General features: G+C 68.4%; 21 protein-coding genes. 16 read left to right on the top strand and 5 right to left on the bottom strand.

What is annotated here, in order from left to right; all coding sequences use genetic code 11:
* Window positions 1–45 precede the first annotated feature (45 nt).
* The 3 genes from AC4EEO_RS06755 to AC4EEO_RS06765 are packed head-to-tail and all read left to right on the top strand — an operon-like array spanning window position 46 to window position 2,423.
* On the top strand, window positions 46–1,032 hold the full coding sequence (locus AC4EEO_RS06755) for a tetratricopeptide repeat protein (protein ID WP_026264236.1): 987 nt from the start codon (window positions 46–48) through the stop codon (window positions 1,030–1,032).
* Complete coding sequence (locus tag AC4EEO_RS06760) at window positions 1,032–2,129, top strand: NADH:flavin oxidoreductase/NADH oxidase (protein ID WP_491340137.1); 1,098 nt, start codon at window positions 1,032–1,034, stop codon at window positions 2,127–2,129. Before AC4EEO_RS06755 ends, AC4EEO_RS06760 begins: the two co-directional genes overlap by 1 nt.
* A 15-nt stretch (window positions 2,130–2,144) precedes the next feature.
* A complete protein-coding gene (locus AC4EEO_RS06765) occupies window positions 2,145–2,423 on the top strand; it encodes a DUF3253 domain-containing protein (RefSeq protein WP_018760105.1) in 279 nt (92 codons plus the stop codon).
* 21 nt (window positions 2,424–2,444) lie between these two features.
* Here the strand turns inward: AC4EEO_RS06765 and AC4EEO_RS06770 are convergent, their stop codons facing one another.
* Window positions 2,445–4,322 carry a Na+/H+ antiporter gene (locus AC4EEO_RS06770; RefSeq protein ID WP_491340138.1) on the bottom strand — a complete coding sequence of 626 codons (1,878 nt, stop codon included), beginning with the start codon at window positions 4,320–4,322 and terminating at the stop codon, window positions 2,445–2,447.
* Window positions 4,323–4,374: 52 nt separating this feature from the next.
* Here AC4EEO_RS06770 and AC4EEO_RS06775 point away from each other — a divergent pair, with 52 nt between their 5' ends.
* The 5 genes from AC4EEO_RS06775 (at window position 4,375) to AC4EEO_RS06795 (ending at window position 9,746) form a co-directional block, all read left to right on the top strand.
* Complete coding sequence (locus AC4EEO_RS06775; protein WP_491340139.1) at window positions 4,375–5,169, top strand: ABC transporter ATP-binding protein; 795 nt, start codon at window positions 4,375–4,377, stop codon at window positions 5,167–5,169.
* Window positions 5,151–6,722, top strand: coding sequence for a transporter (locus AC4EEO_RS06780; RefSeq protein ID WP_491340140.1), 1,572 nt, complete (start codon window positions 5,151–5,153; stop codon window positions 6,720–6,722). Before AC4EEO_RS06775 ends, AC4EEO_RS06780 begins: the two co-directional genes overlap by 19 nt.
* Window positions 6,723–6,741: 19 nt before the next feature.
* Window positions 6,742–7,521 (top strand): glucosamine-6-phosphate deaminase, encoded by a 780-nt coding sequence (gene nagB, locus AC4EEO_RS06785; RefSeq protein WP_109045047.1) that lies wholly within the window; start codon window positions 6,742–6,744, stop codon window positions 7,519–7,521.
* Window positions 7,522–7,629: 108 nt separating this feature from the next.
* Window positions 7,630–7,968 (top strand): DUF3039 domain-containing protein, encoded by a 339-nt coding sequence (locus AC4EEO_RS06790; RefSeq protein ID WP_018760100.1) that lies wholly within the window; start codon window positions 7,630–7,632, stop codon window positions 7,966–7,968.
* Entirely contained in the window at window positions 7,968–9,746 is a 1,779-nt protein-coding gene (locus AC4EEO_RS06795; protein WP_491340141.1) for a DEAD/DEAH box helicase, read from the top strand. The genes AC4EEO_RS06790 and AC4EEO_RS06795 overlap by 1 nt, the downstream gene beginning before the upstream one ends.
* Before the next feature lie 3 nt (window positions 9,747–9,749).
* On the opposite strand, the gene AC4EEO_RS06800 is transcribed toward AC4EEO_RS06795, so the two are convergent.
* Window positions 9,750–10,382 carry an isochorismatase family protein gene (locus AC4EEO_RS06800; protein WP_491340142.1) on the bottom strand — a complete coding sequence of 211 codons (633 nt, stop codon included), beginning with the start codon at window positions 10,380–10,382 and terminating at the stop codon, window positions 9,750–9,752.
* Window positions 10,383–10,391: 9 nt separating this feature from the next.
* Window positions 10,392–11,720: a nicotinate phosphoribosyltransferase gene (locus tag AC4EEO_RS06805; RefSeq protein WP_491340143.1), complete on the bottom strand. Its 1,329-nt coding sequence runs from the start codon at window positions 11,718–11,720 to the stop codon at window positions 10,392–10,394.
* Between the two features lie 91 nt (window positions 11,721–11,811).
* On the opposite strand from AC4EEO_RS06805, the gene clpS reads away from it, so the two are divergent.
* The 6 genes from clpS to rdgB all read left to right on the top strand — a co-directional run bounded on the left by clpS (window position 11,812) and on the right by rdgB (window position 16,114).
* Entirely contained in the window at window positions 11,812–12,195 is a 384-nt protein-coding gene (gene clpS / locus AC4EEO_RS06810) for an ATP-dependent Clp protease adapter ClpS (protein ID WP_018760096.1), read from the top strand.
* Window positions 12,188–12,754: a DUF2017 domain-containing protein gene (locus tag AC4EEO_RS06815; RefSeq protein ID WP_285243917.1), complete on the top strand. Its 567-nt coding sequence runs from the start codon at window positions 12,188–12,190 to the stop codon at window positions 12,752–12,754. The genes clpS and AC4EEO_RS06815 overlap by 8 nt, the downstream gene beginning before the upstream one ends.
* Window positions 12,755–12,859: 105 nt before the next feature.
* On the top strand, window positions 12,860–13,888 hold the full coding sequence (murI, locus tag AC4EEO_RS06820; protein ID WP_285319911.1) for a glutamate racemase: 1,029 nt from the start codon (window positions 12,860–12,862) through the stop codon (window positions 13,886–13,888).
* Complete coding sequence (locus AC4EEO_RS06825; RefSeq protein ID WP_491340144.1) at window positions 13,885–14,682, top strand: MBL fold metallo-hydrolase; 798 nt, start codon at window positions 13,885–13,887, stop codon at window positions 14,680–14,682. Before murI ends, AC4EEO_RS06825 begins: the two co-directional genes overlap by 4 nt.
* 29 nt (window positions 14,683–14,711) lie before the next feature.
* Window positions 14,712–15,470, top strand: coding sequence for a ribonuclease PH (gene rph / locus AC4EEO_RS06830; protein ID WP_026264233.1), 759 nt, complete (start codon window positions 14,712–14,714; stop codon window positions 15,468–15,470).
* A complete protein-coding gene (rdgB, locus tag AC4EEO_RS06835) occupies window positions 15,467–16,114 on the top strand; it encodes an RdgB/HAM1 family non-canonical purine NTP pyrophosphatase (RefSeq protein ID WP_491340145.1) in 648 nt (215 codons plus the stop codon). The genes rph and rdgB overlap by 4 nt, the downstream gene beginning before the upstream one ends.
* Before the next feature lie 77 nt (window positions 16,115–16,191).
* Here rdgB and AC4EEO_RS06840 read toward each other — a convergent pair whose 3' ends face one another.
* Complete coding sequence (locus AC4EEO_RS06840) at window positions 16,192–16,986, bottom strand: DedA family protein (RefSeq protein ID WP_285320037.1); 795 nt, start codon at window positions 16,984–16,986, stop codon at window positions 16,192–16,194.
* A gap of 98 nt (window positions 16,987–17,084) precedes the next feature.
* Here AC4EEO_RS06840 and AC4EEO_RS06845 point away from each other — a divergent pair, with 98 nt between their 5' ends.
* Entirely contained in the window at window positions 17,085–18,152 is a 1,068-nt protein-coding gene (locus AC4EEO_RS06845) for a 3'-5' exonuclease (RefSeq protein ID WP_133830889.1), read from the top strand.
* Between the two features lie 80 nt (window positions 18,153–18,232).
* The gene (locus tag AC4EEO_RS06850; RefSeq protein ID WP_026264232.1) at window positions 18,233–18,712 is read left to right on the top strand and encodes a DUF4395 domain-containing protein; all 480 of its coding nucleotides are present in this window, start codon (window positions 18,233–18,235) and stop codon (window positions 18,710–18,712) included.
* Here AC4EEO_RS06850 and AC4EEO_RS06855 read toward each other — a convergent pair.
* On the bottom strand, window positions 18,693–19,772 hold the full coding sequence (locus tag AC4EEO_RS06855; protein WP_491340146.1) for an ADP-ribosylglycohydrolase family protein: 1,080 nt from the start codon (window positions 19,770–19,772) through the stop codon (window positions 18,693–18,695). The two genes, AC4EEO_RS06850 and AC4EEO_RS06855, sit on opposite strands and share 20 nt — an antisense overlap.
* Between the last annotated feature and the right edge of the window lie 115 nt (window positions 19,773–19,887).

Below are 19,887 nucleotides of genomic sequence, written 5' to 3' on the forward strand. Positions count from 1 at the left end.
ACCGTATTACCACCGGCAGCGGCCGGAGTGGCTAGAGTGGGAAACATGAGTTCGCCAGCTTCCCGCCCAGTCCCTCCTGCCGCTGCCAGCCTGCTTAACCTGCGCGGCGCCGTCGACCTTTCCTCGCTGAAGCGGCCCGCAGCTCCCGCGGCGCCGTCCGGCCCGGCAGCCGGCTCGGGCCCGGCGCCTGGCCAGGAGGCGCCCGCAGGCGGAGCGGAGCTCACGGTCAACGTCACCGAAGCGAACTTCCAGCAACTCGTTGAACTCTCCGCCCAGGTTCCGGTCGTATTTGCCCTGTGGGCTTCCTACTCACCGGAATCCGGCAGGATGCTGGAGACCCTCGAACGCGTGGTTGCCTCCTTCGGCGGCCGCCTGGTCCTGGGCGCCGCGGACATCGAAGCCTTCCCGCAGCTTGCCCAGGCCTTCCAAGTGCAGGCCGTCCCCACCGCTGTCGCCGTCCTCAAGGGGCAGCCGGTGCCGCTCTTCCAGGGCGCCGCTGACGAACAGCAGGTGCGCAGCCTGTTCGACGAGCTCCTCAAGGTGGCGGCCGCCAACGGTGTGACCGGAAGTCTCGACGGCGGTCCGGCGGGAGAGCAGGAGCCCGCGCCGCTTCCGCCGCTGCACCAAGCCGCTTTCGATGCCATCGAAGCCGGCGACTACGCCGCCGCCGCGGAGGCTTACCGCCAGGCCTTGCGGGAAATGCCCTCGGACCACGAGGCCAAAGCCGGGCTGGCACAGGTGGAACTGATGGACCGGCTGCAGCCGCTGTCCGCCCAGGACAGCGAGGCCCTCCGCGCCCGGGCGGCGAACGAGCCGGATAACCTTGATGCGCAGCTGGCGGTGGCGGACCTGGACGTGGCGGGCGGCCATGTGGACGATGCCCTGAACCGCCTCGTTGCGTTCATCGGCAGGAACTTCGGCCCGGAACGGGAAACAGTCCGCGTCCGGCTGCTGGAACTGTTCGACGTCGTGGGCGCCGGAGACGAGCGCGTCGCCAAGGCGCGCCAGGCGCTCGCACGAGTGCTGTTCTAGTGCCTGCCCTGTTCCAGCCCCTGGCCTTGAGGTCGCTCGAGCTGCAGCACCGGGGCTGGGTATCGCCCATGTGCCAGTACAGCTGCGATCCCGACGACGGCCCGGGGGTTCCGAACGACTGGCACCTGGTGCACCTGGGGGCTTTTGCGACGGGCGGCGCGGCGCTGATCCTCACCGAAGCGGCAGCCGTGAACGCCGAGGGCCGGATCAGCCCCCGCGACGCCGGGCTGTACAACGACGAGCAGGCCGGAGCCTGGCAGCGGATCACCTCGTTCGTCCACCGGAGCGGCGCCGCCGAGGCCAAGATCGGCGTCCAGTTGGCCCACGCCGGCCGGAAGGCGTCCACGTATTGGCCGTTCTCCGGCAAGCAGGGCAGTGTCCCGGCCTCGGATGGCGGCTGGCAGACCTTGGGCCCCTCCGAAACCGCCTTCGAAGGGTACGCCGCCCCTGCGGCCATGACCGTGGAGCACATCCGCGGTGTCATTTCCGACTTCGCCGCCGCGGCGGTCCGCGCCGTGGACGCTGGCTTTGACACCGTAGAGATCCACGCCGCGCACGGCTACCTCCTGCACCAGTTCCAGAGCCCGCTGATCAACAAACGCGACGACGAGTGGGGCGGTGACGAAGCCGGCCGGAACCGGCTGACCCTGGCGGTGATCGACTCCGTCCGTGCCGTCATTCCGGATTCCATGCCTTTGCTGCTCCGGATCTCGGCCACCGACTGGGCACCCGGCGGGGTGGACCTGGCCGCTTCGGTCCGGTTGGCCCGAGAGGCCGCGGCCCGTGGCGTGGACCTGGTGGACGTCTCCAGCGGCGGGGCGGTCGCGCACCAGCAGATCAAACCGGGCCTGGGCTACCAGACAGGATTCTCCGCAGCCATCCGGCAGGAGGCGCACGTGGCCACGGGGGCGGTGGGACTCCTGACCACCCCTGGCCAGGCCGAGCATGCCATTGCCACCGGGCAGGCAGACGGGGTCTTTATCGCCCGGGCGGCCCTCCGGGACCCGCACTGGTGGCTGCGCGCGGCCTTCGAACTCGGCTACGACATTACGTGGCCGCCGCAGTACGAGCGCGCCGTGCCGCGGCGTTCCTTCTGACGGCCGCCTGAGCCCATGGACAACCGGCAGCCGGACCACAGCCTGTCTTCCGCTGACCGCGCGCTTGAAGCCGGCATCCTTGAGCTGCTGGCGTCACGCGCCGCGACGTCCAGCATCTGCCCGTCCGACGCCGCCCGCGCAGTGGGCGGGGCCGACTGGCGGGGACTGATGGAGGCCGCGCGCCAGGCCGCGCGCCGGCTGGTGGAAGCGGGAGAGGTGGAGGTCACCCAAGGCGGTGCCGTCGTGGATCCGGCGTCAGCCAAGGGCCCTATCCGCATCCGCAGGGCCCGGTAAGCGCAACGCACCGGTACGGGGTCAGCCCAGCAGGTCATCCACATAGCACCAGCGCCACTGTTCGCCGGGTTCGATGCTCCGCATGACGGGGTGCCCGGTTTCCTTGAAGTGGCGGCTGGCGTGCCGTCCGGCGGACGAGTCGCAGCAGCCCACCTGGCCGCATGCCAGGCACATGCGCAGATGCACCGGTGTGGTCCCCTCCCGTTCACACCCCGCACAGGCAGGGTTGTCGGGGACCGGGGACAGCATGGCCGCCGTCAGGTGGTCGCAAACGCCCCCGGGTTGGGCCAATCCCTCACCGCCGCCGGCGTCAGTGGCGGAATCGAGCTCGTTGAGGGACGCGTCCAGCATGGACTCTTCGATATCCAGCCGTTCGAGGACCTCGCTGAGGACTTCGTGGGCGAAGTCCCCGCCGCGGCGCAGTTCCAGGACCTTGTCCCGTTCGGCTTCCAGCATGGCCATCCGCAGCTGGGCGTAGCGCTGGCTGGGCGTGGTGGACTCCGCCCCCGGCCGGCCCAGGCGTTCCCAGGCGGCCAGGCCCCGCTCCTGCGTCCGGCGCCGCAACATGTCCATGACCTCCGGGGGATCGCTCTCGCGCCGCAGCTGGTCCAGGCGTTCCATTCCCGCGGCGGTGGCCAGCTGCATCAGTGAGGCCTGGTTCAAGGCATCCTCCCGCCTGTCCGGTCCGGGCAGGCCCAGGGCCCGGACCAAGGCAGGCAGCGTGAATCCCTGCAGCACCAGGGTGCCGGCCACTACCACCATGGCGGCCAGGACCAGCACGTTGCGGTGCTCCAGGTCATCGGGCAGCGTCAGGACGGCGGCCAGCGTGACCACGCCGCGCATGCCCGCCCAGGACACGATGGCCGGAAATTGCCAGGGCGGTGCCGGGTCTGCCCGCCGTACGGAGGGGATCAGGCGCGGCAGGTAGGTGGCGGGGAAGACCCAGACCGGGCGCAGCACCAGGACGGCCAGCAGGATCATGGCGCAGCCGAGCCACACGCGGCCGGCGCCCAGGGAGTCGTCCTGGACGCTGTCGATAATGGTCCGGACCTGCAGCCCGATCAGCAGGAACACCGCGTTCTCCAGGAGGAACTGCACGGTGTCCCAGTTGCTCCGGGCACTTTGCCGGGCTGCACCGTTGGGCATCGAGGGTGCTTTGGTGCCCAAGATCAGGCCGGTGACGACGACGGCGAGCACCCCTGATGCGTGGATGGCTTCGGCGGGGAGGAACGCAACGAACGGAGCCATCAGCGACGCCGAGGTGTTGATGGCGACGTTGCTGATCCGTTTCCGGATTTCGGTGAGGACGTACGCGGCGGCGAGGCCCACCACCAGTCCGCCGCCGGCGGCCAGGACGAACCCTCCGGCCACGTCCAGGGCTGAGACGGAGCCGGCGATGGCCGCGACGGCGGCCCGGAGGCAGACCAGCGCGGTGGCGTCGTTGAGCAGCGATTCGCCTTCGAGGATGTTGACGATCCGCCGGGGCATGCCCACCTTCCGGGCGATGGCGGTGGCGGCCACCGCGTCCGGGGGTGCCACCACCGCGCCCAGCGCAATGGCGGCGGCCAACGGGATCTCCGGGAACAGCAACCACACCACCAGCCCGACGGCCAGGGTGCCGAAGATGACATACCCCACGGACAGGAGGCCAATGGACCGGCGGTTCGAGGTGAAGTCGAACAGTGATGTCCGGAACGCCGCCGCATACAGCAGTGGAGGCAGCAGGCCCACCAGCACCAGTTCGGGATTCAGCTCAACGGGGGGAATGAAAGGCAGAAATGAGCCCGCCACGCCGGCCAGGACCAGCAGCAGCGGCACGGGGATATTGAATCTGCGGCCGATGGCGCTGGCGGCGCACACCACAGCAACGATGACCAGCAGGCCCAGCGCAATGTCCATGACGATAGTCTCCCACCCCGCACAGCGCGCTTCCGCGGGCTAGGCTGGCACCATGACTGCTCCGCTCCTTGACCAGGCGTCGAATTCCGGGCCCATCCCGGCCCTGTCCATCCGCGGGCTGGCCAAGAGGTTCGGCGGAAAGATCGCGGTGGACGGCATCAGCCTGGAGGTTCCGGCCGGCTCGTTCTTTGGCATCGTGGGTCCCAACGGTGCGGGCAAAACCACAACCTTGTCCATGGCCACGGGGCTGTTGCGCCCTGACTTTGGCACCGCCGTGGTCCATGGGGTGGATGTCTGGCAGCATCCGCTGGAGGCAAAGCGCTTGATGGGAATCCTGCCCGACGGTGTCCGCCTCTTCGACCGGCTCACCGGCGAACAACTCATTACCTACGCCGGGTTGCTGCGCGGCATGGACAAGGCCGTGGTGGCGGCCCGGGTGGCGGATCTCCTCGCGGCAATGGACCTGGCCCAGGACGCCGGGACGTTGGTGGTGGACTATTCCGCCGGCATGACCAAGAAGATCGCCCTTGCCTCCGCCATGATCCATGCCCCGCGGCTCCTGGTCCTGGACGAACCATTCGAAGCAGTGGACCCGGTCTCCGCCGCTAACATCCGTTCCATCCTGGACCGGTACGTCGCTTCCGGGGGCACCGTCATCGTGTCCAGCCATGTGATGGACCTGGTGCAGCGCATGTGCGACCACGTGGCCGTCGTGGCCCGCGGCCGGGTCCTGGCCGCGGGGACGGTTGACGAGGTCCGGGCCGGTGCTTCCCTGGAGGACCGGTTCGTGCAGCTCGTGGGCGGCCACAGCCACACGGAAGGGCTCGAATGGTTGCGCACCTTCTGAGGCTCAAGCTCACGCTGCTGCGAAACGGACTGCGCCGCAGCCCCTGGCAGCTGGTGGGTATGGCCATCGCGGGGCTCTATGCGCTGGGCCTGGTGGCCATGCTCGTCATCGCCCTGGTCCTGCTGCGGAACGCCGGCACCGGAACCGCCTACACGGCCGTGGTGCTGGGCGGTTCTGCCGCCGTGCTCGGCTGGGGCGTCATCCCGGTGGTGGCCTCCGCCACGGACATGACCTTGGATCCGGCACGCTTCACGACCTTCGCCATTCCCATGAGGCAGCTGCTGGCAGGCCTTGCCCTTGGTGGCCTGATCGGTATTCCGGGCCTTGCCACCACCCTGGTCGCCCTGGCCACGGTAGCCACCTGGTCCCGCGGTGTCCTGCCCGCGGTCGCGGCCCTCGTGGGCGCGTGCCTGGGAGTCATGACGTGCGTCGTGCTGGCAAAGGTTGTCACCACCGCCACGGCGGGCCTCGCCGCGTCCCGGCGGTTCAAGGACATCAGCGCCATCGCCTTCATGGTTCCCCTGGTGCTGCTCGGTCCCATCGTGGCGGCCGTCGGCCGCGGGGTGTCGGCCTCCACGGGGTTCCTGCCGGATGTCGCCGGGACCCTGTCCTGGACCCCGCTGGGCGCGCCGTGGGCGCTCGGCGGTGACGTCGCTGCCGGCCGGCCGGCTGCGGCTGCCGTGAAACTGCTGGTGTCGGTGGCGGTCCTGGCCGGCCTGGCCTGGTGCTGGAAGCTGCTGCTGGAAAGGGCCCTCGTCACGCCGCCGTACACCGGTGCCGGCAAACGGAAAGGCGGCCGCCTTGGGCTGCTCGGGGTCCTTCCGCCCACCCCGGCAGGCGCCGTGATGGCGAGGTCACTGACCTACTGGCTCCGGGACCCGCGGTATTCCGGTTCGCTCGTGGTGATCCCTCTGCTTCCCGTGATCATGCTGTTCCAGGGTGCGCAGACAGGCCACTACGGGGGCGTGGCCTTCCTTGCCCCGGTCTCGGCGTTCATCCTTGCCTGGTCCATCTCCGCCGACGTGTCCTACGACAACACCGCGTTCGCCCTGCACGTGGCCACCGGGGTCCGCGGCGTGGCGGACCGGCTGGGCCGGTCCCTCGCGTGCCTTGCCTTCGCCCTGCCGGTGGTCCTGGTGTTCGCGGTGGGGGCTGCGGCGCTGACCCGCGACTGGGCTGCGTTGCCCGGCCAGCTGGGGCTTAGTTTGGGGATCCTGTTCAGCGGCCTTGGCTTGTCTTCGGTGGTGTCTGCCCGGTACACAGTCACGGTTCCGCTGCCCGGCGACAGCCCGTTCAAGAAGCCGCCCGGGAACGTCGGCCAGACCCTCGCCGTGCAGTTTGTGGGGATGCTGGTCCTGCTGGTCCTGGTACTCCCCGAGGCAGCCCTGCTGGTGGCACAGGCCGTGACGGGCAGCGCCTTGTTCGGGTGGATCAACCTGGCCGTCGGCCTCCTCCTGGGCCTGGTCCTTTTCGCGGCCGGTGTCCGCCTGGGCGGCAAATGGCTTGACGCCAGGGGCCCGGAACTCCTGGCACAGGTTTCCGTCAACCGCTGACAACCCCGGAGGGAAGAGCATGGAAGTCGTCATCCTCGGCAGCGGCAGGCAAGCCGGAAGGCTCGCGGCCGACGCCATCGAGAAACTGGTCCGGCGCAAACCCGATGCGGTACTTGGCCTCGCCACCGGTTCCTCACCGCTGCCGGTCTATGACGAACTCGCAGCCCGGCACCAGCAGGGCCTGGACTTCAGCAGGACTTCCGGGTTCGCGCTGGACGAATACGTGGGCCTGCCCGCCGGGCACGCTGAGTCCTACCGGGAGGTGATCCGCCGGGAATTCACCAACCGGGTGAACATCGCGCCGGAAAACGTCCACGGACCGGACGGAACCGCCGAGGATATCCCGGCAGCCTGCGCCGCGTATGAGCGAGCCATCGCCGCGGCCGGTGGTGTGGACCTGCAGCTGCTGGGCGTGGGCACCGACGGCCACATCGGTTTCAACGAACCGGGCTCGTCCTTTGCCTCACGGACCAGGATCAAAAGCCTGATCGAACAGACACGCCGGGACAACGCCAGGTTCTTCAACAGCCTCGCCGAGGTCCCGCACCACGTACTCACCCAGGGCCTGGGCACCATCATGGCAGCACGGCATGTGATCCTCCTCGCCACCGGCGCGCAAAAGGCCAAAGCCGTCCGCGACTTCGTGGAAGGCCCGGTGGCGGCCATCTGCCCGGCCTCGATCCTGCAGTTCCACCCCCATGCCACGGTCCTGCTGGACGAGGCCGCGGCATCCGCCCTGAAACTCGCGGATTTCTATCGCCACACCTATGAGAACAAGCCCGGCTGGCAAGGCTTGTAGGCGATGTACCGGCCGTCGCGTGCGTCCCTGAACGCGACGACGACGGCCCCTGCCGCACCCCGGCGCGGGCGTGCCGCCGTCGAACGCCCGGCCACCGGAAAGGCTAAGATGGATGCCATGACTAGCATGACGGACCCTCTCGAAAACGACCCGATGCGCGAGCTTTCCGGGGCTGGAACGTCCACGGCCACCATCGAGCGCGAGGAACTGCGCCAAGAGGTGGAACCGGGCGACCGGGAGCGCTTTGCCCACTATGTGCGCAAGGAAAAGATCATGGAGTCGGCTTTGACGGGCGAGCCCGTCATCGCGCTGTGCGGCAAAGTCTGGACGCCGGGCCGGGACCCGCAGAAATTCCCGGTGTGCCCCGAGTGCAAGGAAGTCTATGAGGGCCTCCGGCCGGGCAACGACGGCGGGAAGGGTCCGGGCGACTCGGGCAACAATAAGTAGTGACGGAGACGCTCTTTGGCGGCCCCACCCTGCCTCCGGCTTATCCGGAACGTGCAGCCTGGGGAACCGCGCCCAAACTCCGTGCCTGGCAGCAGGAAGCACTCGACCTCTACCTGGCGAAAAGTCCCCGCGACTTCCTTGCGGTGGCAACCCCCGGCGCCGGTAAGACCACCTTCGCGCTCCGGATAGCCTCGACGCTGATCGATTCCGGTGCCGTGAACCGGGTGACCATCGTGGCGCCCACCGACCACCTGAAGCGGCAGTGGGCTGACGCCGCCGCCAAGGTGGGCATCGCCATCGATCCCAACTTCAAGAACTCCGACGGCCAGCACGGCCGCGGATTCATCGGTGTTGCGGTTACGTATGCGCAGGTGGCCAGCAAGCCCTTGCTGCACCGCGCCAAGACCGAGGCCGCCCGGACGCTGGTGATCCTCGACGAGATCCACCACGGCGGCGAAGCCCTGTCCTGGGGCGATGGCCTCCGCGAGGCCTTCGATCCGGCGGTGCGGCGGCTGTCCCTGACCGGAACCCCGTTCCGTTCGGACACCTCGCCCATCCCGTTCGTGGAGTATGCGGAGGACCGGGAAGGCATCCGTCGCTCCAAGGCGGACTACACCTACGGTTACGGCAACGCCCTGCGCGACCACGTGGTCCGGCCGGTGATGTTCATGGCCTACTCCGGCCAGATGCGCTGGCGCACCAGCGCGGGCGAAGAGATGGCCGCCTCGCTCGGGGAGGCGGCCGTCACCAAGGACATCACCAGCCACGCCTGGCGAACCGCGCTGAATCCGGCGGGGGAGTGGATCCCCGCTGTCCTGGCCGGCGCGGACAAGCGGCTCAGCGAAGTCCGGCGCACCGTACCGGACGCCGGCGGCCTGGTCATCGCCACGGACCATGAAGATGCGCGTGCCTACGCGGGGCAGCTGAAGAAGATCACCGGTGAATCGCCCACCGTCATCCTGTCGGACGATGCCAAGGCCTCCAGCAAGATCGAGGAATTCTCCGCCGGCGAGAAGCGCTGGATGGTTGCGGTCCGCATGGTGTCCGAAGGCGTGGACGTGCCCCGGCTCTCCGTGGGCGTCTACGCAACGTCCACCTCCACCCCGTTGTTCTTCGCCCAGGCCGTGGGACGTTTCGTGCGTGCCCGCAAGAGGGGCGAAACGGCGTCAGTCTTCCTGCCGTCCGTGCCGCAGCTGATGGCGCTGGCCAACTCCATGGAAATGGAACGCGACCACGCGCTGGACCGGCCGGAAAAAGAGGACGGCGACGGACTCTTCAACCCCGAAGACTCGCTGATCGAGGAGGCCAACCGGGAAGAAAAGGCCTCCGACAGCCTCACCAAGGGCAAGTTCGAGGCACTCGACTCGCAGGCCTCCTTCGACCGGGTCCTCTTTGACGGCGGCGAGTTCGGCACCGGCGGCGAGGTAGGGTCCGACGACGAAATGGACTTCCTGGGAATTCCGGGCCTGCTGGACGCAGAGCAGGTGGGGACGCTCCTGCGCCAGCGCCAGCACGAACAACTGAACCGGAAGAACCGGAAGGCCCCAACCGCCGAAAGCCAGATTCCCGCCGTCCCTGACCACCGGATGCTGATGGACCTGCGCAACGAGCTGGCCAAGAACGTGGCGGCGTGGGCCGCCCGGACGGGCACCCCGCACGGCGTGGTCCATACCAAGCTGCGCACCGTGTGCGGCGGCCCCCCGGTGGCACAGGCCAACGAGGAACAGCTGCAGTCCAGGCTCCGGAAGCTCCAGGACTGGTTCATCGGCCGTAAATAGGCCTCAGGCGATATCCACGCCGCCGAGTTCCATTTCGGCTACGGCGTCTTCGAGGTCGGCGGCAATCCCTGCCGTCAGGGACCGCACCACGGTGACGCCGTAGCCCGCCTGGACCGCGTCCAGCGAGGTGGCCTTCACGCAGTAGTCGGTGGCGATGCCCACCACCACCACGTCCTCGACGTCATGGCTCTGCAGCCAGTCATCGAGCCCGATCGCGTCCTCGTCCACTCCCGACGCGTCCAGGGACCCGGCCAATGCGCCGGCCTGGCGCTCCCCGGTGGGAACGGCGTCCTCGGGAGCCAACAGGCCCTCGAACCCTGAATACGCGGCCGCGAACTGGCCCTTCCGGAAGTACGCGTCGATGTACTCGGTGTCCAGGTCCGGGTGCAGTTCGGCGCCACGGGTTCCGGCCACGCAGTGCCGGGGCCAGCTGTCAACAAAATCGGGCGTGTCGGAGAAATGGCTGCCCGGATCGATGTGCCAGTCCTGGGTGGCCACCACGAAGTCGAATTCGTTGTGGTGGGCGTCCAGGTACTCGCTGATGGCGCCGGCCACGGCCGCACCACCGTCCACGGCGAGCGAGCCGCCCTCGCAGAAATCGTTCTGGACATCGACGATGATCAGTGCGCGGGACATCCGTCCTCCTCAGTGGTCTTCATAGAACGTGGGAATGGCGGGCTCGCCCCGCTGAAGGCGGTTCACCACCGGGGGGAGCTCCGCCATGGAATCGGCGTGCCGCTGCCGTGCGCGGACCACGCCTTCGTGCCCGGTCCATCCCGGTAGCAGTTCGCCGTTCTTCATGAACTGCTGCAGCAGCGGCCGGTCGTTGCCGTCATCCTCCGGCCGGTGGCCCACCCCCACAACCTCGGCCGTGGCGGTGCCGCGCCCGTCCAGTTTCCGCAACGCATACTTCCGGCCGCCCACGCTGGCCTTGTTCTTGGCCGCCTTGGCCACGGAGACGAAGTTTCCGGCGTCGTCCGTCCTGCTGACCAGCTTGTAGACCATGCTGGCCGTGGGAGCCCCGGAGCCGGTGACCAGTGAGGTCCCCACGCCGTAGGAATCAACGGGAGCGGACTGCAGCGCAGCGATGGCGTACTCATCAAGGTCCGACGTGACCACGATCTTCGTATGCTCGTTACCGAGGTCGTCGAGCAGCCGGCGTACCCACTGTGCCTGGGCGACGAGGTCGCCGGAGTCCAGCCGGACCGCGCCCAGCCGTGGCCCTGCCAGGTCCACTGCCGTGCGGACTGCCTTCTCGACGTCGTATGTGTCCACCAACAGGGACGTGCCTTCGCCCAGCGACGCGATCTGGGCCTCGAAAGCCGCCCGCTCGGTATCGTGCAGCAGCGTGAACGAGTGCGCGGCCGTACCCACCGTGCGGATGCCGTAGCGTGCGCCCGCTTCCAGGTTGGAGGTGCTGTCAAAGCCGGCGATCACGGCAGCCCGCGCGGCAGACGCCGCAGCCTCCTCGTGCGTCCGGCGCGAACCCATTTCGATGCACGGCCGGCCGCCGGCCGCGCTGACCATCCGGGACGCTGCGGAGGCAATGGCGCTGTCGTGGTTCAGGACGGAGAGCAGGTATGTCTCGAGCATGCACGCCTCGGCGAAGGAGGCCTCGACGATCAGGATGGGGGAGTTCGGGAAGTAGGCTTCGCCCTCCGCGTAGCCCCAGATGTCCCCGGAGAACCTGTAGTTGGCCAGGTACTCCAGGGTTTCCCGGTTGACCACCCGGGTACGTTCCAGGAAGTCCAGCTCATCCTCGCCGAACCGGAAGCTTGCGATGCCCTCCAGCAGGCGGCCGGTACCCGCCACAATTCCGTAGCGCCGGCCGTCCGGCAGCCGCCGGGCGAAGGCCTCGAACACCGATTTGCGGTGCGCCGCCCCCGAATGGAGGGACGCCTGCAGCATGGTCAGCTCGTAATGGTCGGTGTAAAAGGACGTGCGGGGATGGTCCCAGCCGGCGGAGGTGCTCACGAAAGTCACTCTAGTCCCCACCGGCTCCCTCGTCTCGCTTCGCTTCGCCGTGGGGCCCTCGCCGGTGTGGGCCCACCCATAGAATGGACAGATGACCATAAGCGTTGCGCCCGGCCCCGATACACGGGAGGGCGTCCGGACCGGCACAGCGGAGTCCACCGACTCCCTCACCGCTCCGGACATCCCCTGGAACCTGGTGATCTGGAACGATCCCGTCAATCTCATGAGCTACGTAAGCTACGTCTTCCAAAGCTACTTCGGCTACTCCGAGACCAAAGCCAACAAGCTCATGATGGAGGTCCACAAGAAGGGCCGCTCGATCGTGGCCGCAGGCAGCAAGGAACAGGTGGAACGCCACGCGGTGGCGATGCACGGGTTCGGGTTGTGGGCCACGGTGGAAAAGGCCAGCGGCGGCCACGGCGGCAAAACCGGGAAGTCCGGCGGTCCGGGCCAGGGTAAGGGGAAGCGTGGCTAAGGCATTCAAATACGGCCTCAAGGGCATCACCGGGTTCCTGGAACCTGCCGAACGGGACCTGCTGCGCAGCCTGATCGATGACGTCATCTCCATGCTCCAGCCGGAGGAACGCGACGGACAGGACCCGCTGGCTGCCCTCATTGGCCTGGACATGGACGTTGCCGAACCTACGGACCGCGCGGTCAAGCGGCTCCTTCCCAACATCTCGAAGAACGACGACGCCGCGTCCCTGGAGTTCCGCCAGCTCACCGAGCGCTCGCTGCGGGAAACAAAAATCGGGGCGCTCCGTGCGGCGGCGCTGGACCTGGACAAGGATGAGATCGTCCTGACGCCGGAGGGGGCAAAGTACTGGTCCATGGCGCTCAATGACGTCCGGCTCGTCCTGGCAGAGCGGCTGGACATCCGCGACGAGGCCGACGCCGAACACGTCCACCGCATGCAGGACTGGTCCCAGGCCGAGGATGTGGAAAGCTACCTGGCCCTGGTTTACAACTTCACCACGTGGCTTCAAGAGTCCGTGGTCCAGGCCATGCTGCAGTCCCTGGAAACCCGCCGGTGAGCTGCGGCGGCCAGGGGGAGGCCGTTGGTTGTGACACATTCGACATGAGTCGCTGGACACAAGATGATGGCTGAGCCTTCCGGGAAGACCTATCCTCGAATAATCATGACAACAGCCTCGAGCACGGACCCGACGTTGGATGCGCAGCCTGCCGGCGACGGCGACCTCCCGGCCGCCGCACCGGAAACCCGGCCCATCGGCGTCTTCGACTCCGGTGTTGGCGGGCTCACCGTGGCCCGCTCCATCATTGACCAGCTGCCCAACGAATCGATCCTCTACGTCGGCGATACCGCCCACGGACCGTACGGCCCGCTGCCCATCGCCGAGGTGCGCGCCAACGCCCTGGGCGTGATGGACGAACTGGTGGACTCCGGTGTCAAGCTGCTCACCATCGCCTGCAACTCGGCGTCGGCCGCGGTCCTTCGGGATGCCCGCGAGCGGTACACCGCCAAATACGGCATCCCCGTCATCGAGGTCATCCAGCCCGCCGTGCGCCGTGCCGTCGCCGCCACCCGCAGCGGGAAAATCGGCGTGATCGGCACCTCCGCCACGGTGGGCTCGCGCGCGTACGAGGACACTTTCGCCGCCGCGCCGGACCTGGACATCACGTCCGTGGCATGCCCCGAATTCGTCAGCTATGTCGAGGCCGGCATCACCACCGGGCCGGCGCTCTTGGCCGTCGCAGAGGAATACCTGGCGCCCCTCAAGGCCGCCGGGGTGGACACGGTGGTCCTGGGCTGCACGCACTACCCGCTGCTGACCGGCGTCATCTCCTACGTGATGGGCGCGGACGTCACCTTGGTTTCCAGCGCCGAGGAGACAGCCAAAGACGTCTACCGCGCGCTGGCCACCCACAACCTGCAACGCCCGTCCGACACCCCGCCCGAGCACCACTTCGTGGCCACCGGCGACGCCGGCCAGTTCGAGGCGCTCGCCCGGAGGTTCCTGGGCCCCGAGGTCCTCTCCGTCCGGCACGTGGACCACGTCGCCGCGCAATACCCCACCGGCAGCCTCGCCCGCATCACGCCGGAAATGATTGCCGCCGCCCAGGCCGCGCGCGGACGCCCCCGGATCTCCAATTTCGTGGGCGGCGGACTCGCCGACGCCGGCCGAGCCGGAGGACCCCGCCCGTGAAGCTGACCATCGTGGGGTGCACTGGCTCCTTCCCCGGGCCCGGCTCCCCGGCGTCGTCCTACCTGCTGACCGCCACCGACGGCGAGCGGACCTGGAAGGTGGTGATGGACCTCGGCAGCGGTGCGCTGGGCGCCATCCAGCGGTACACCGACCTGGAGGACATCGACGCCATCTTCCTCACCCACCTGCACCCGGACCACTGCATGGACCTGTGCGGCCTGCACGTCGCCATCCGCTGGAAGCCCGGCGGCTGGGGCCGCGGCCGCATCCCGGTGTGGGGCCCTGCCGCGACGGCCAACCGGATGGCCACCGCCTACGGCCTGGACCCGGATCCCGGCATGCACGAGGAATTCGATTTCAGCAACTGGACCGAACGTGAACCCGTGACCGTGGGGCCGTTTACCGTCACGCCCTTCGCCGTCAACCACCCCATCGAGGAGGCCTACGCCCTGCGGGTGGAGGTGGTGGAACCCGGCAAGGACGGCGTCCCCGTCACCCGGACGCTCACGTACTCCGGCGACACCGACTCCTGCGCCGGGCTTGAGGAAGCCGCCAAGGACGCGGACCTGTTCCTGTGCGAGGCAGCCTTCGAAGAGGGCCGTGACGACGGCATCAAGGACGTGCACCTGACCGGAAAGCGGGCGGGGGAGACCGCAGCCGTGGCCGGGGCCCGCCGGCTCCTGCTGACCCACATTCCGGTGTGGACATCGCCCACCACCGTCATGGCCGAGGCCCGGCCGGTATTTCCCGGCGACGTGGCCGTGGCAGTGGCCGGTGTCCACTACGCGATCTAGCGGCGGGCCGCACTCGATAAGCTAAAGGCATGACATCTGAAGCAACTGCAGTGCCCATCGTGCGCGCCGACGGCCGTGCCCCCGACCAGCTCAGGCCCATCAGCATCACCCGCGGATGGTCCAACCAGGCTGAGGGATCGGCACTGATCGAGTTCGGCAACACCCGGGTGCTGTGCACGGCCTCCCTGACTGCCGGCGTTCCCCGCTGGCTCAAAGGCGAAGGCCGCGGCTGGGTCACCGCCGAGTATGCCATGCTGCCCCGTGCCACCAATACGCGCTCGGACCGGGAATCGGTCAAGGGCAAGATTGGCGGCCGCACCCACGAGATCTCGCGCCTGATCGGGCGTTCGCTGCGCTCCATCATCGACACCAAGGCGCTGGGCGAAAACACCATCGTGCTGGACTGCGACGTGCTGCAGGCCGACGGCGGCACACGCACCGCCGCTATCACCGGGGCCTATGTGGCGCTGGCGGACGCCATCCGGTTCGCCCGCGACACCAAGCTCATCGCCAAGAACGCCCAGCCACTCCTCGACACCATTGCCGCCGTCTCGGTCGGTATCATCGACGGCGTTCCCATGCTGGACCTGCCGTACGTGGAGGACGTCCGGGCCGAAACAGACATGAATGTCGTGGTCACCGGCTCCGGCAAATTCGTCGAGGTCCAGGGCACCGCGGAAGGCGCCCCGTTTGACCGGGAGGAGCTGAACCAGCTCCTGGACCTGGCCCTGCTGGGCACCACGCAGCTGGCCGCCATCCAGCGCGAAACCTTGGCGGACGCCCTGTGAGTGCACCCTCACCCAAGCTCGTGCTCGCCACGCACAACGCCGGGAAACTGCGCGAACTCCGTGAACTGCTGCGCGGGCAGGTGCCCGGGCTCGACGTCGACACCCAGGTGGTGGACGCTGCGGCGGCAGGTGCGCCGGACGTCGTCGAAACCGGGGTGACCTTTGCCGAGAATTCGCTGCTGAAGGCCCGGGCGGTGGCCGGGGCCACCGGCCTGGTGGCCATCGCCGACGACTCCGGGCTTGCCGTGGATGTCATGGGCGGGGCGCCGGGCATCTTCTCCGCCCGCTGGGCGGGACGGCACGGTGACGACGCCGCCAATCTTGAACTGCTGCTGAACCAGCTGTCGGACGTTCCCGATGAGCATCGCGGCGCGGCGTTCGTCTGCGCGGCTGCCCTGGCAGTGCCCGCCGGCACCGCAGGGCCGGGCCGCGAGGTGGTGGAGTACGGCCAGCTGGAGGGCGTCCTCCTGCGCGAACCACGGGGTGCCGGCGGCTTCGGCTACGATCCGGTGCTGCAGCCGGCCGGCGAGAACCGCAGCTGCGCCGAGCTCTCCGCCGACGAGAAGAACGCCATCAGCCACCGCGGCAAGGCCTTCCGTGCCCTGCTGCCCGCCATCGTGGCAGCCCTGGAAGCAGCGGGCTGAAGGCAGCGGCACGCCGCACAACAGAAAAGGTGCGCATCCCGCCGGGGTGCGCACCTTTTTCCGGATGTGGGGCCGGACTATTCCTGCCGGCCGCCGGGGAGCTTGCGCGGAGTCTTCTGCTCCGCTTCGGGTCCGTGCTCCTCGATAAATTCGTCGACGGCGTCGGTGCCGTAGGCCTGCGCCTGGCGCCTGGCTGACATGCCGCGCAGGAGTTCAATGCCGATGGGCACGACGGAGACCAGCACGATGGCGATGAAGATGATGTCCAGGTTGTCCCGGACCCACGGAACGGTGTCGCCCAGCAGGAACCCGAGCAGTGTCACGCCGCCACCCCAGAGCACCGCACCGATGACGTTGTAGATGAAGAATTTGCGCTTGCTCATCTGCGCCACGCCGACGATCACGGGGACAAAGGTCCGGATGATGGGAACGAAACGGGCCAGGATAAGCGCCTTGCCGCCATGCTTTTCAAAGAACGCGTGCGCGCTCTCGACGTTCTCGCGCTTGAAGAGTTTGGAGTCGGGCTTGTTGAAGAGGGCAGGGCCCGCTTTGGAACCGATCAGGTATCCCGCCTGGTTGCCGATGATGGCGGAGACCACGATCAGCAGGGCCAGGAGCCAGATGTTGAACTTGATGGTGCCCGTGGCAACCAGCAGGCCGGCAGTGAACAGCATGGAGTCGCCGGGAAGGAAGAATCCCACCAGCAGGCCGGTCTCGGCGAAGACGATGCCGCATACCAGCAGGACCACCCACGGGGCGAGCGCCGGATCGGCCAGGAAGACCTGGGGGTTCAGCCAGTCGGGCAGGAAGGAGGCCATTGGCGGCTGCACCGGACCCGCGCCGCCCAGCATGGACACAGCGAGGTGGTTCATCACAGGAAAGTTCACCCCTCAAGCGTACTTGACCGGCCTGCGCCTCCCGGGCCTGTCCCTCCCGACCCGGGGCCGCCGTCGGCGGTAAGGTGGGGGCCGTGGGTTTGGACTTTACGGCGATCGACTTCGAAACAGCCAACGGCTTCCGGGGCTCCCCCTGCTCGGTGGGCCTGACAAAGGTACGGGGCGGCAAGATTGTCGACGAGGCCTCCTGGCTGATGCGGCCGCCGGCCGGCTACGACCACTTTGACCACCACAATGTCCGGATCCACGGAATCACCCCTGCCGACGTTGCGGTGCAGCCGCGGTTCGGGGAGCTGTTCCCTGAAATCGGGGCGTTCATCGGCGAGGACGTACTGGCCGCGCACAACGCAGCCTTCGACCTGGGCGTCATCCGCTCTGCGCTGGAAGTGTCAGGGCTGCCGGGCCCGGCCTACGACTACGTCTGCACGGTCATGTTGTCGCGCCGTTGCTATTCGCTGGTCTCCAATTCGCTTCCCTTTGCCGCAGAGGAAGCGGGCGTGCCGCTGGTGAACCACCACGATGCTGCGGAGGATGCCCGGGCCTGCGCCGGCATCCTGATCGACATTGCAGCCCGCAACGGTGCCAACAGCATCGCCGAACTGTACCTGTCCCTGGGTTTGGCCATGCCGCGCCAGCAGGCGTTTGATCCCGCCACCGGCGAAGTGTCGAAGCCCAGCCTGGCGGCCATGTCCGGCGCCTCAGGCAACGGCGCGGCGCTGGTGCGGCGGTTCCAGTACGGTTGGCCCGAAGAAGGGCTCAATCCCGAACCAAACGCCGACGCCGAGCCCGGCCACCCGCTGTACGGCCAGACCGTCGTATTCACCGGGCAGCTTTCCATCGGCCGCCCGGACGCCAAACTCCGCTCGGCCCACCACGGTGCCCGAACCGAGAGCCGGGTGACCGGCCGCACCACCGTCCTGGTGGTGGGGGATGGGTTTGTGGCCTCGGACCTTCGCTCCGGACGGTTGACCGGGAAGGCACGGCGTGTCCTGGAGCTCCATGACCGCGGGCAGGCCATCGAGGTGTTGTCCGAGGGCGAGTTCCTGCAGATGGTGGGCAGTGCAGCCGTCCCCGGGGCCCGCTTGAACGCCCGCACCGAACCCGCTGGAGCGGATGCCTTCGCGCCGGCCCTCAACGCCTGAGGGGGCCTCGCGGTATCCTCCGGGGTTCATCGGGCGCAACAAATCTTGGCCGCCGGGCGCTACCCTCCTAGCCTGGCGTGATGAGCTCCTTGTTCGCTTTCCCCAACCCGGTCAACGAGTACGCGGCCCGCACCACGGCCGCCCTGGTGGTACTGCTCTCGGTGGTCACGGCAGTGACTGGTTCCGTGTGGGGCCTGCTGGCCATCGCCGTCGGGTTCTGGCTGCGGCTGCTCTTCGGCCCGCGGATCTCACCGTTGGCCGTCCTCTCCGTGAAGGTCATCACCCCGCGGCTGGGAAAGGTGAAGCTCGTTCCCGGGCCGCCAAAGCGCTTTGCCCAGGGCATCGGCGCGGCCGTCTCCACGGCCGCCCTGCTGCTCTTCGCGTCCGGCCTGGGCCTGGCAGCGTGGTTGCTGCTGGGGATCCTGGTAGTCGCGGCATCGCTTGAAGCGTTTGCCGGATTCTGCCTGGGTTGCACGATTTTCGGCTTCCTGCAGCGCCGCGGAGTGATCCCCGAGGATGTCTGCGAGGCCTGCAGCAACATCAGCCTTCGCCGGTCGTAACCCGCACCAGCTGATCCGCCATCCCACGGACCACCTCCGGGCCTTCCAAGGCGCCGAGCCATGGGGCGGGCAGGCAGTCCTCGCCGTACCAGGCGCCCAGGATGTTGCCCGCCAGGGAGCCGGCGGTGTCGCTGCCGCCGCTGTGGTTCACCGCCACGGCCATGGCGTCCCGGAAGTGCTGTTCCGGCAGCACCGGGGCGCCCCCGGGCGGAAGCGTGGCGAGGACGGCGTAGAGTGCGACGGCGAGAGCCTCCTCCGCGAACCAGCCCTCGCCCAGTGCCTGGATCAGTTCCTCGGGCGGAAGAACTGCCGTGTCTGCGAGCCGCAGGGCCGTTTCAAGCCGGTGGGGCAGCTCCGGTGCCACGTGCGGGATGGTGGCCGCGTGCGCGGTCACGGCGGCGGCGGCTTCCCGGAGCTCCTCTCCGGCGACCAGGCGGTGGATCAGGAGGCTGAAGACACCGGAACTTTGGCGTGCTGCCGGGTGGCCGTGGGTCAGTGACGCGGCATCGGAACTCAACTTATAGGCCGCCTCGGGCGAGATGTGCGGGATCAACCCGAACGGCGCCGAGCGCATCACCGTGCCGGCACCTTTCGAGTCCGGATTAACGGGCCGCACCGACGTTCCCATCTCACCGGTGGCCAGGCCGCTGATGCAGTCCTGCTCCGGGTGGCGCTGCTGCCGCAGCACGTCGTTGCCGTCGATCCAGCGCGGCTGGGGAGCCGGTGCGGACGGCCCGGCGTCTATGCCCTGAGTGGCCAGCCAGCGCAGGTAGGCCAGCCAGACGCACGCATTCACGTCCGCGCCCACACCGGAGTTGGCCCACTCCAGCGCCTCCACCAGGCCGTCCACGGTGTAGAGGGTCAATTGCGTGTCGTCGGAGAAATGGCAGGGGCCGGAGAGGTCTTCAAAGTCTGTCAGGCCGTGGGCGCCGAACCGCCGGCGGATCTCGTCGATGGAATCGAACTCCACGGCGTAGCCCAGCGCGTCGCCCAGGGCCCCGCCCAAGAGGGAGCCGTGGATCCGGGACTGGGGATTGGGCGTGCCGTGGTCGATGCTCATGGAGACAAATTTACCGTCCGGACGCACTCCGAACGGTTGGGGGCGCGTCCGGCGGTGGGGAACCGGGAAGCGGGTGTGGACAGCAGGTGTCCAGCAAACGCCCAGACTCGGCTGG

Source organism: Pseudarthrobacter sp. MOO13 (genome assembly GCF_058267655.1).

What these genes read in the sequence shown, in the direction of transcription:
- AC4EEO_RS06755 (WP_026264236.1), top strand. Translation starts at nt 46, where the DNA reads ATGAGTTCGCCAGCTTCCCGCCCAGTCCCTCCTGCCGCTGCCAGCCTG.
- AC4EEO_RS06765 (WP_018760105.1), top strand. Translation starts at nt 2,145, where the DNA reads ATGGACAACCGGCAGCCGGACCACAGCCTGTCTTCCGCTGACCGCGCG.
- AC4EEO_RS06770 (WP_491340138.1), bottom strand. Translation starts at nt 4,322, where the DNA reads ATGGACATTGCGCTGGGCCTGCTGGTCATCGTTGCTGTGGTGTGCGCC.
- AC4EEO_RS06775 (WP_491340139.1), top strand. Translation starts at nt 4,375, where the DNA reads ATGACTGCTCCGCTCCTTGACCAGGCGTCGAATTCCGGGCCCATCCCG.
- AC4EEO_RS06780 (WP_491340140.1), top strand. Translation starts at nt 5,151, where the DNA reads ATGGTTGCGCACCTTCTGAGGCTCAAGCTCACGCTGCTGCGAAACGGA.
- nagB (WP_109045047.1), top strand. Translation starts at nt 6,742, where the DNA reads ATGGAAGTCGTCATCCTCGGCAGCGGCAGGCAAGCCGGAAGGCTCGCG.
- AC4EEO_RS06790 (WP_018760100.1), top strand. Translation starts at nt 7,630, where the DNA reads ATGGATGCCATGACTAGCATGACGGACCCTCTCGAAAACGACCCGATG.
- AC4EEO_RS06800 (WP_491340142.1), bottom strand. Translation starts at nt 10,382, where the DNA reads ATGTCCCGCGCACTGATCATCGTCGATGTCCAGAACGATTTCTGCGAG.
- clpS (WP_018760096.1), top strand. Translation starts at nt 11,812, where the DNA reads ATGACCATAAGCGTTGCGCCCGGCCCCGATACACGGGAGGGCGTCCGG.
- murI (WP_285319911.1), top strand. Translation starts at nt 12,860, where the DNA reads ATGACAACAGCCTCGAGCACGGACCCGACGTTGGATGCGCAGCCTGCC.
- rph (WP_026264233.1), top strand. Translation starts at nt 14,712, where the DNA reads ATGACATCTGAAGCAACTGCAGTGCCCATCGTGCGCGCCGACGGCCGT.
- AC4EEO_RS06840 (WP_285320037.1), bottom strand. Translation starts at nt 16,986, where the DNA reads ATGAACCACCTCGCTGTGTCCATGCTGGGCGGCGCGGGTCCGGTGCAG.
- AC4EEO_RS06850 (WP_026264232.1), top strand. Translation starts at nt 18,233, where the DNA reads ATGAGCTCCTTGTTCGCTTTCCCCAACCCGGTCAACGAGTACGCGGCC.
- AC4EEO_RS06855 (WP_491340146.1), bottom strand. Translation starts at nt 19,772, where the DNA reads ATGAGCATCGACCACGGCACGCCCAATCCCCAGTCCCGGATCCACGGC.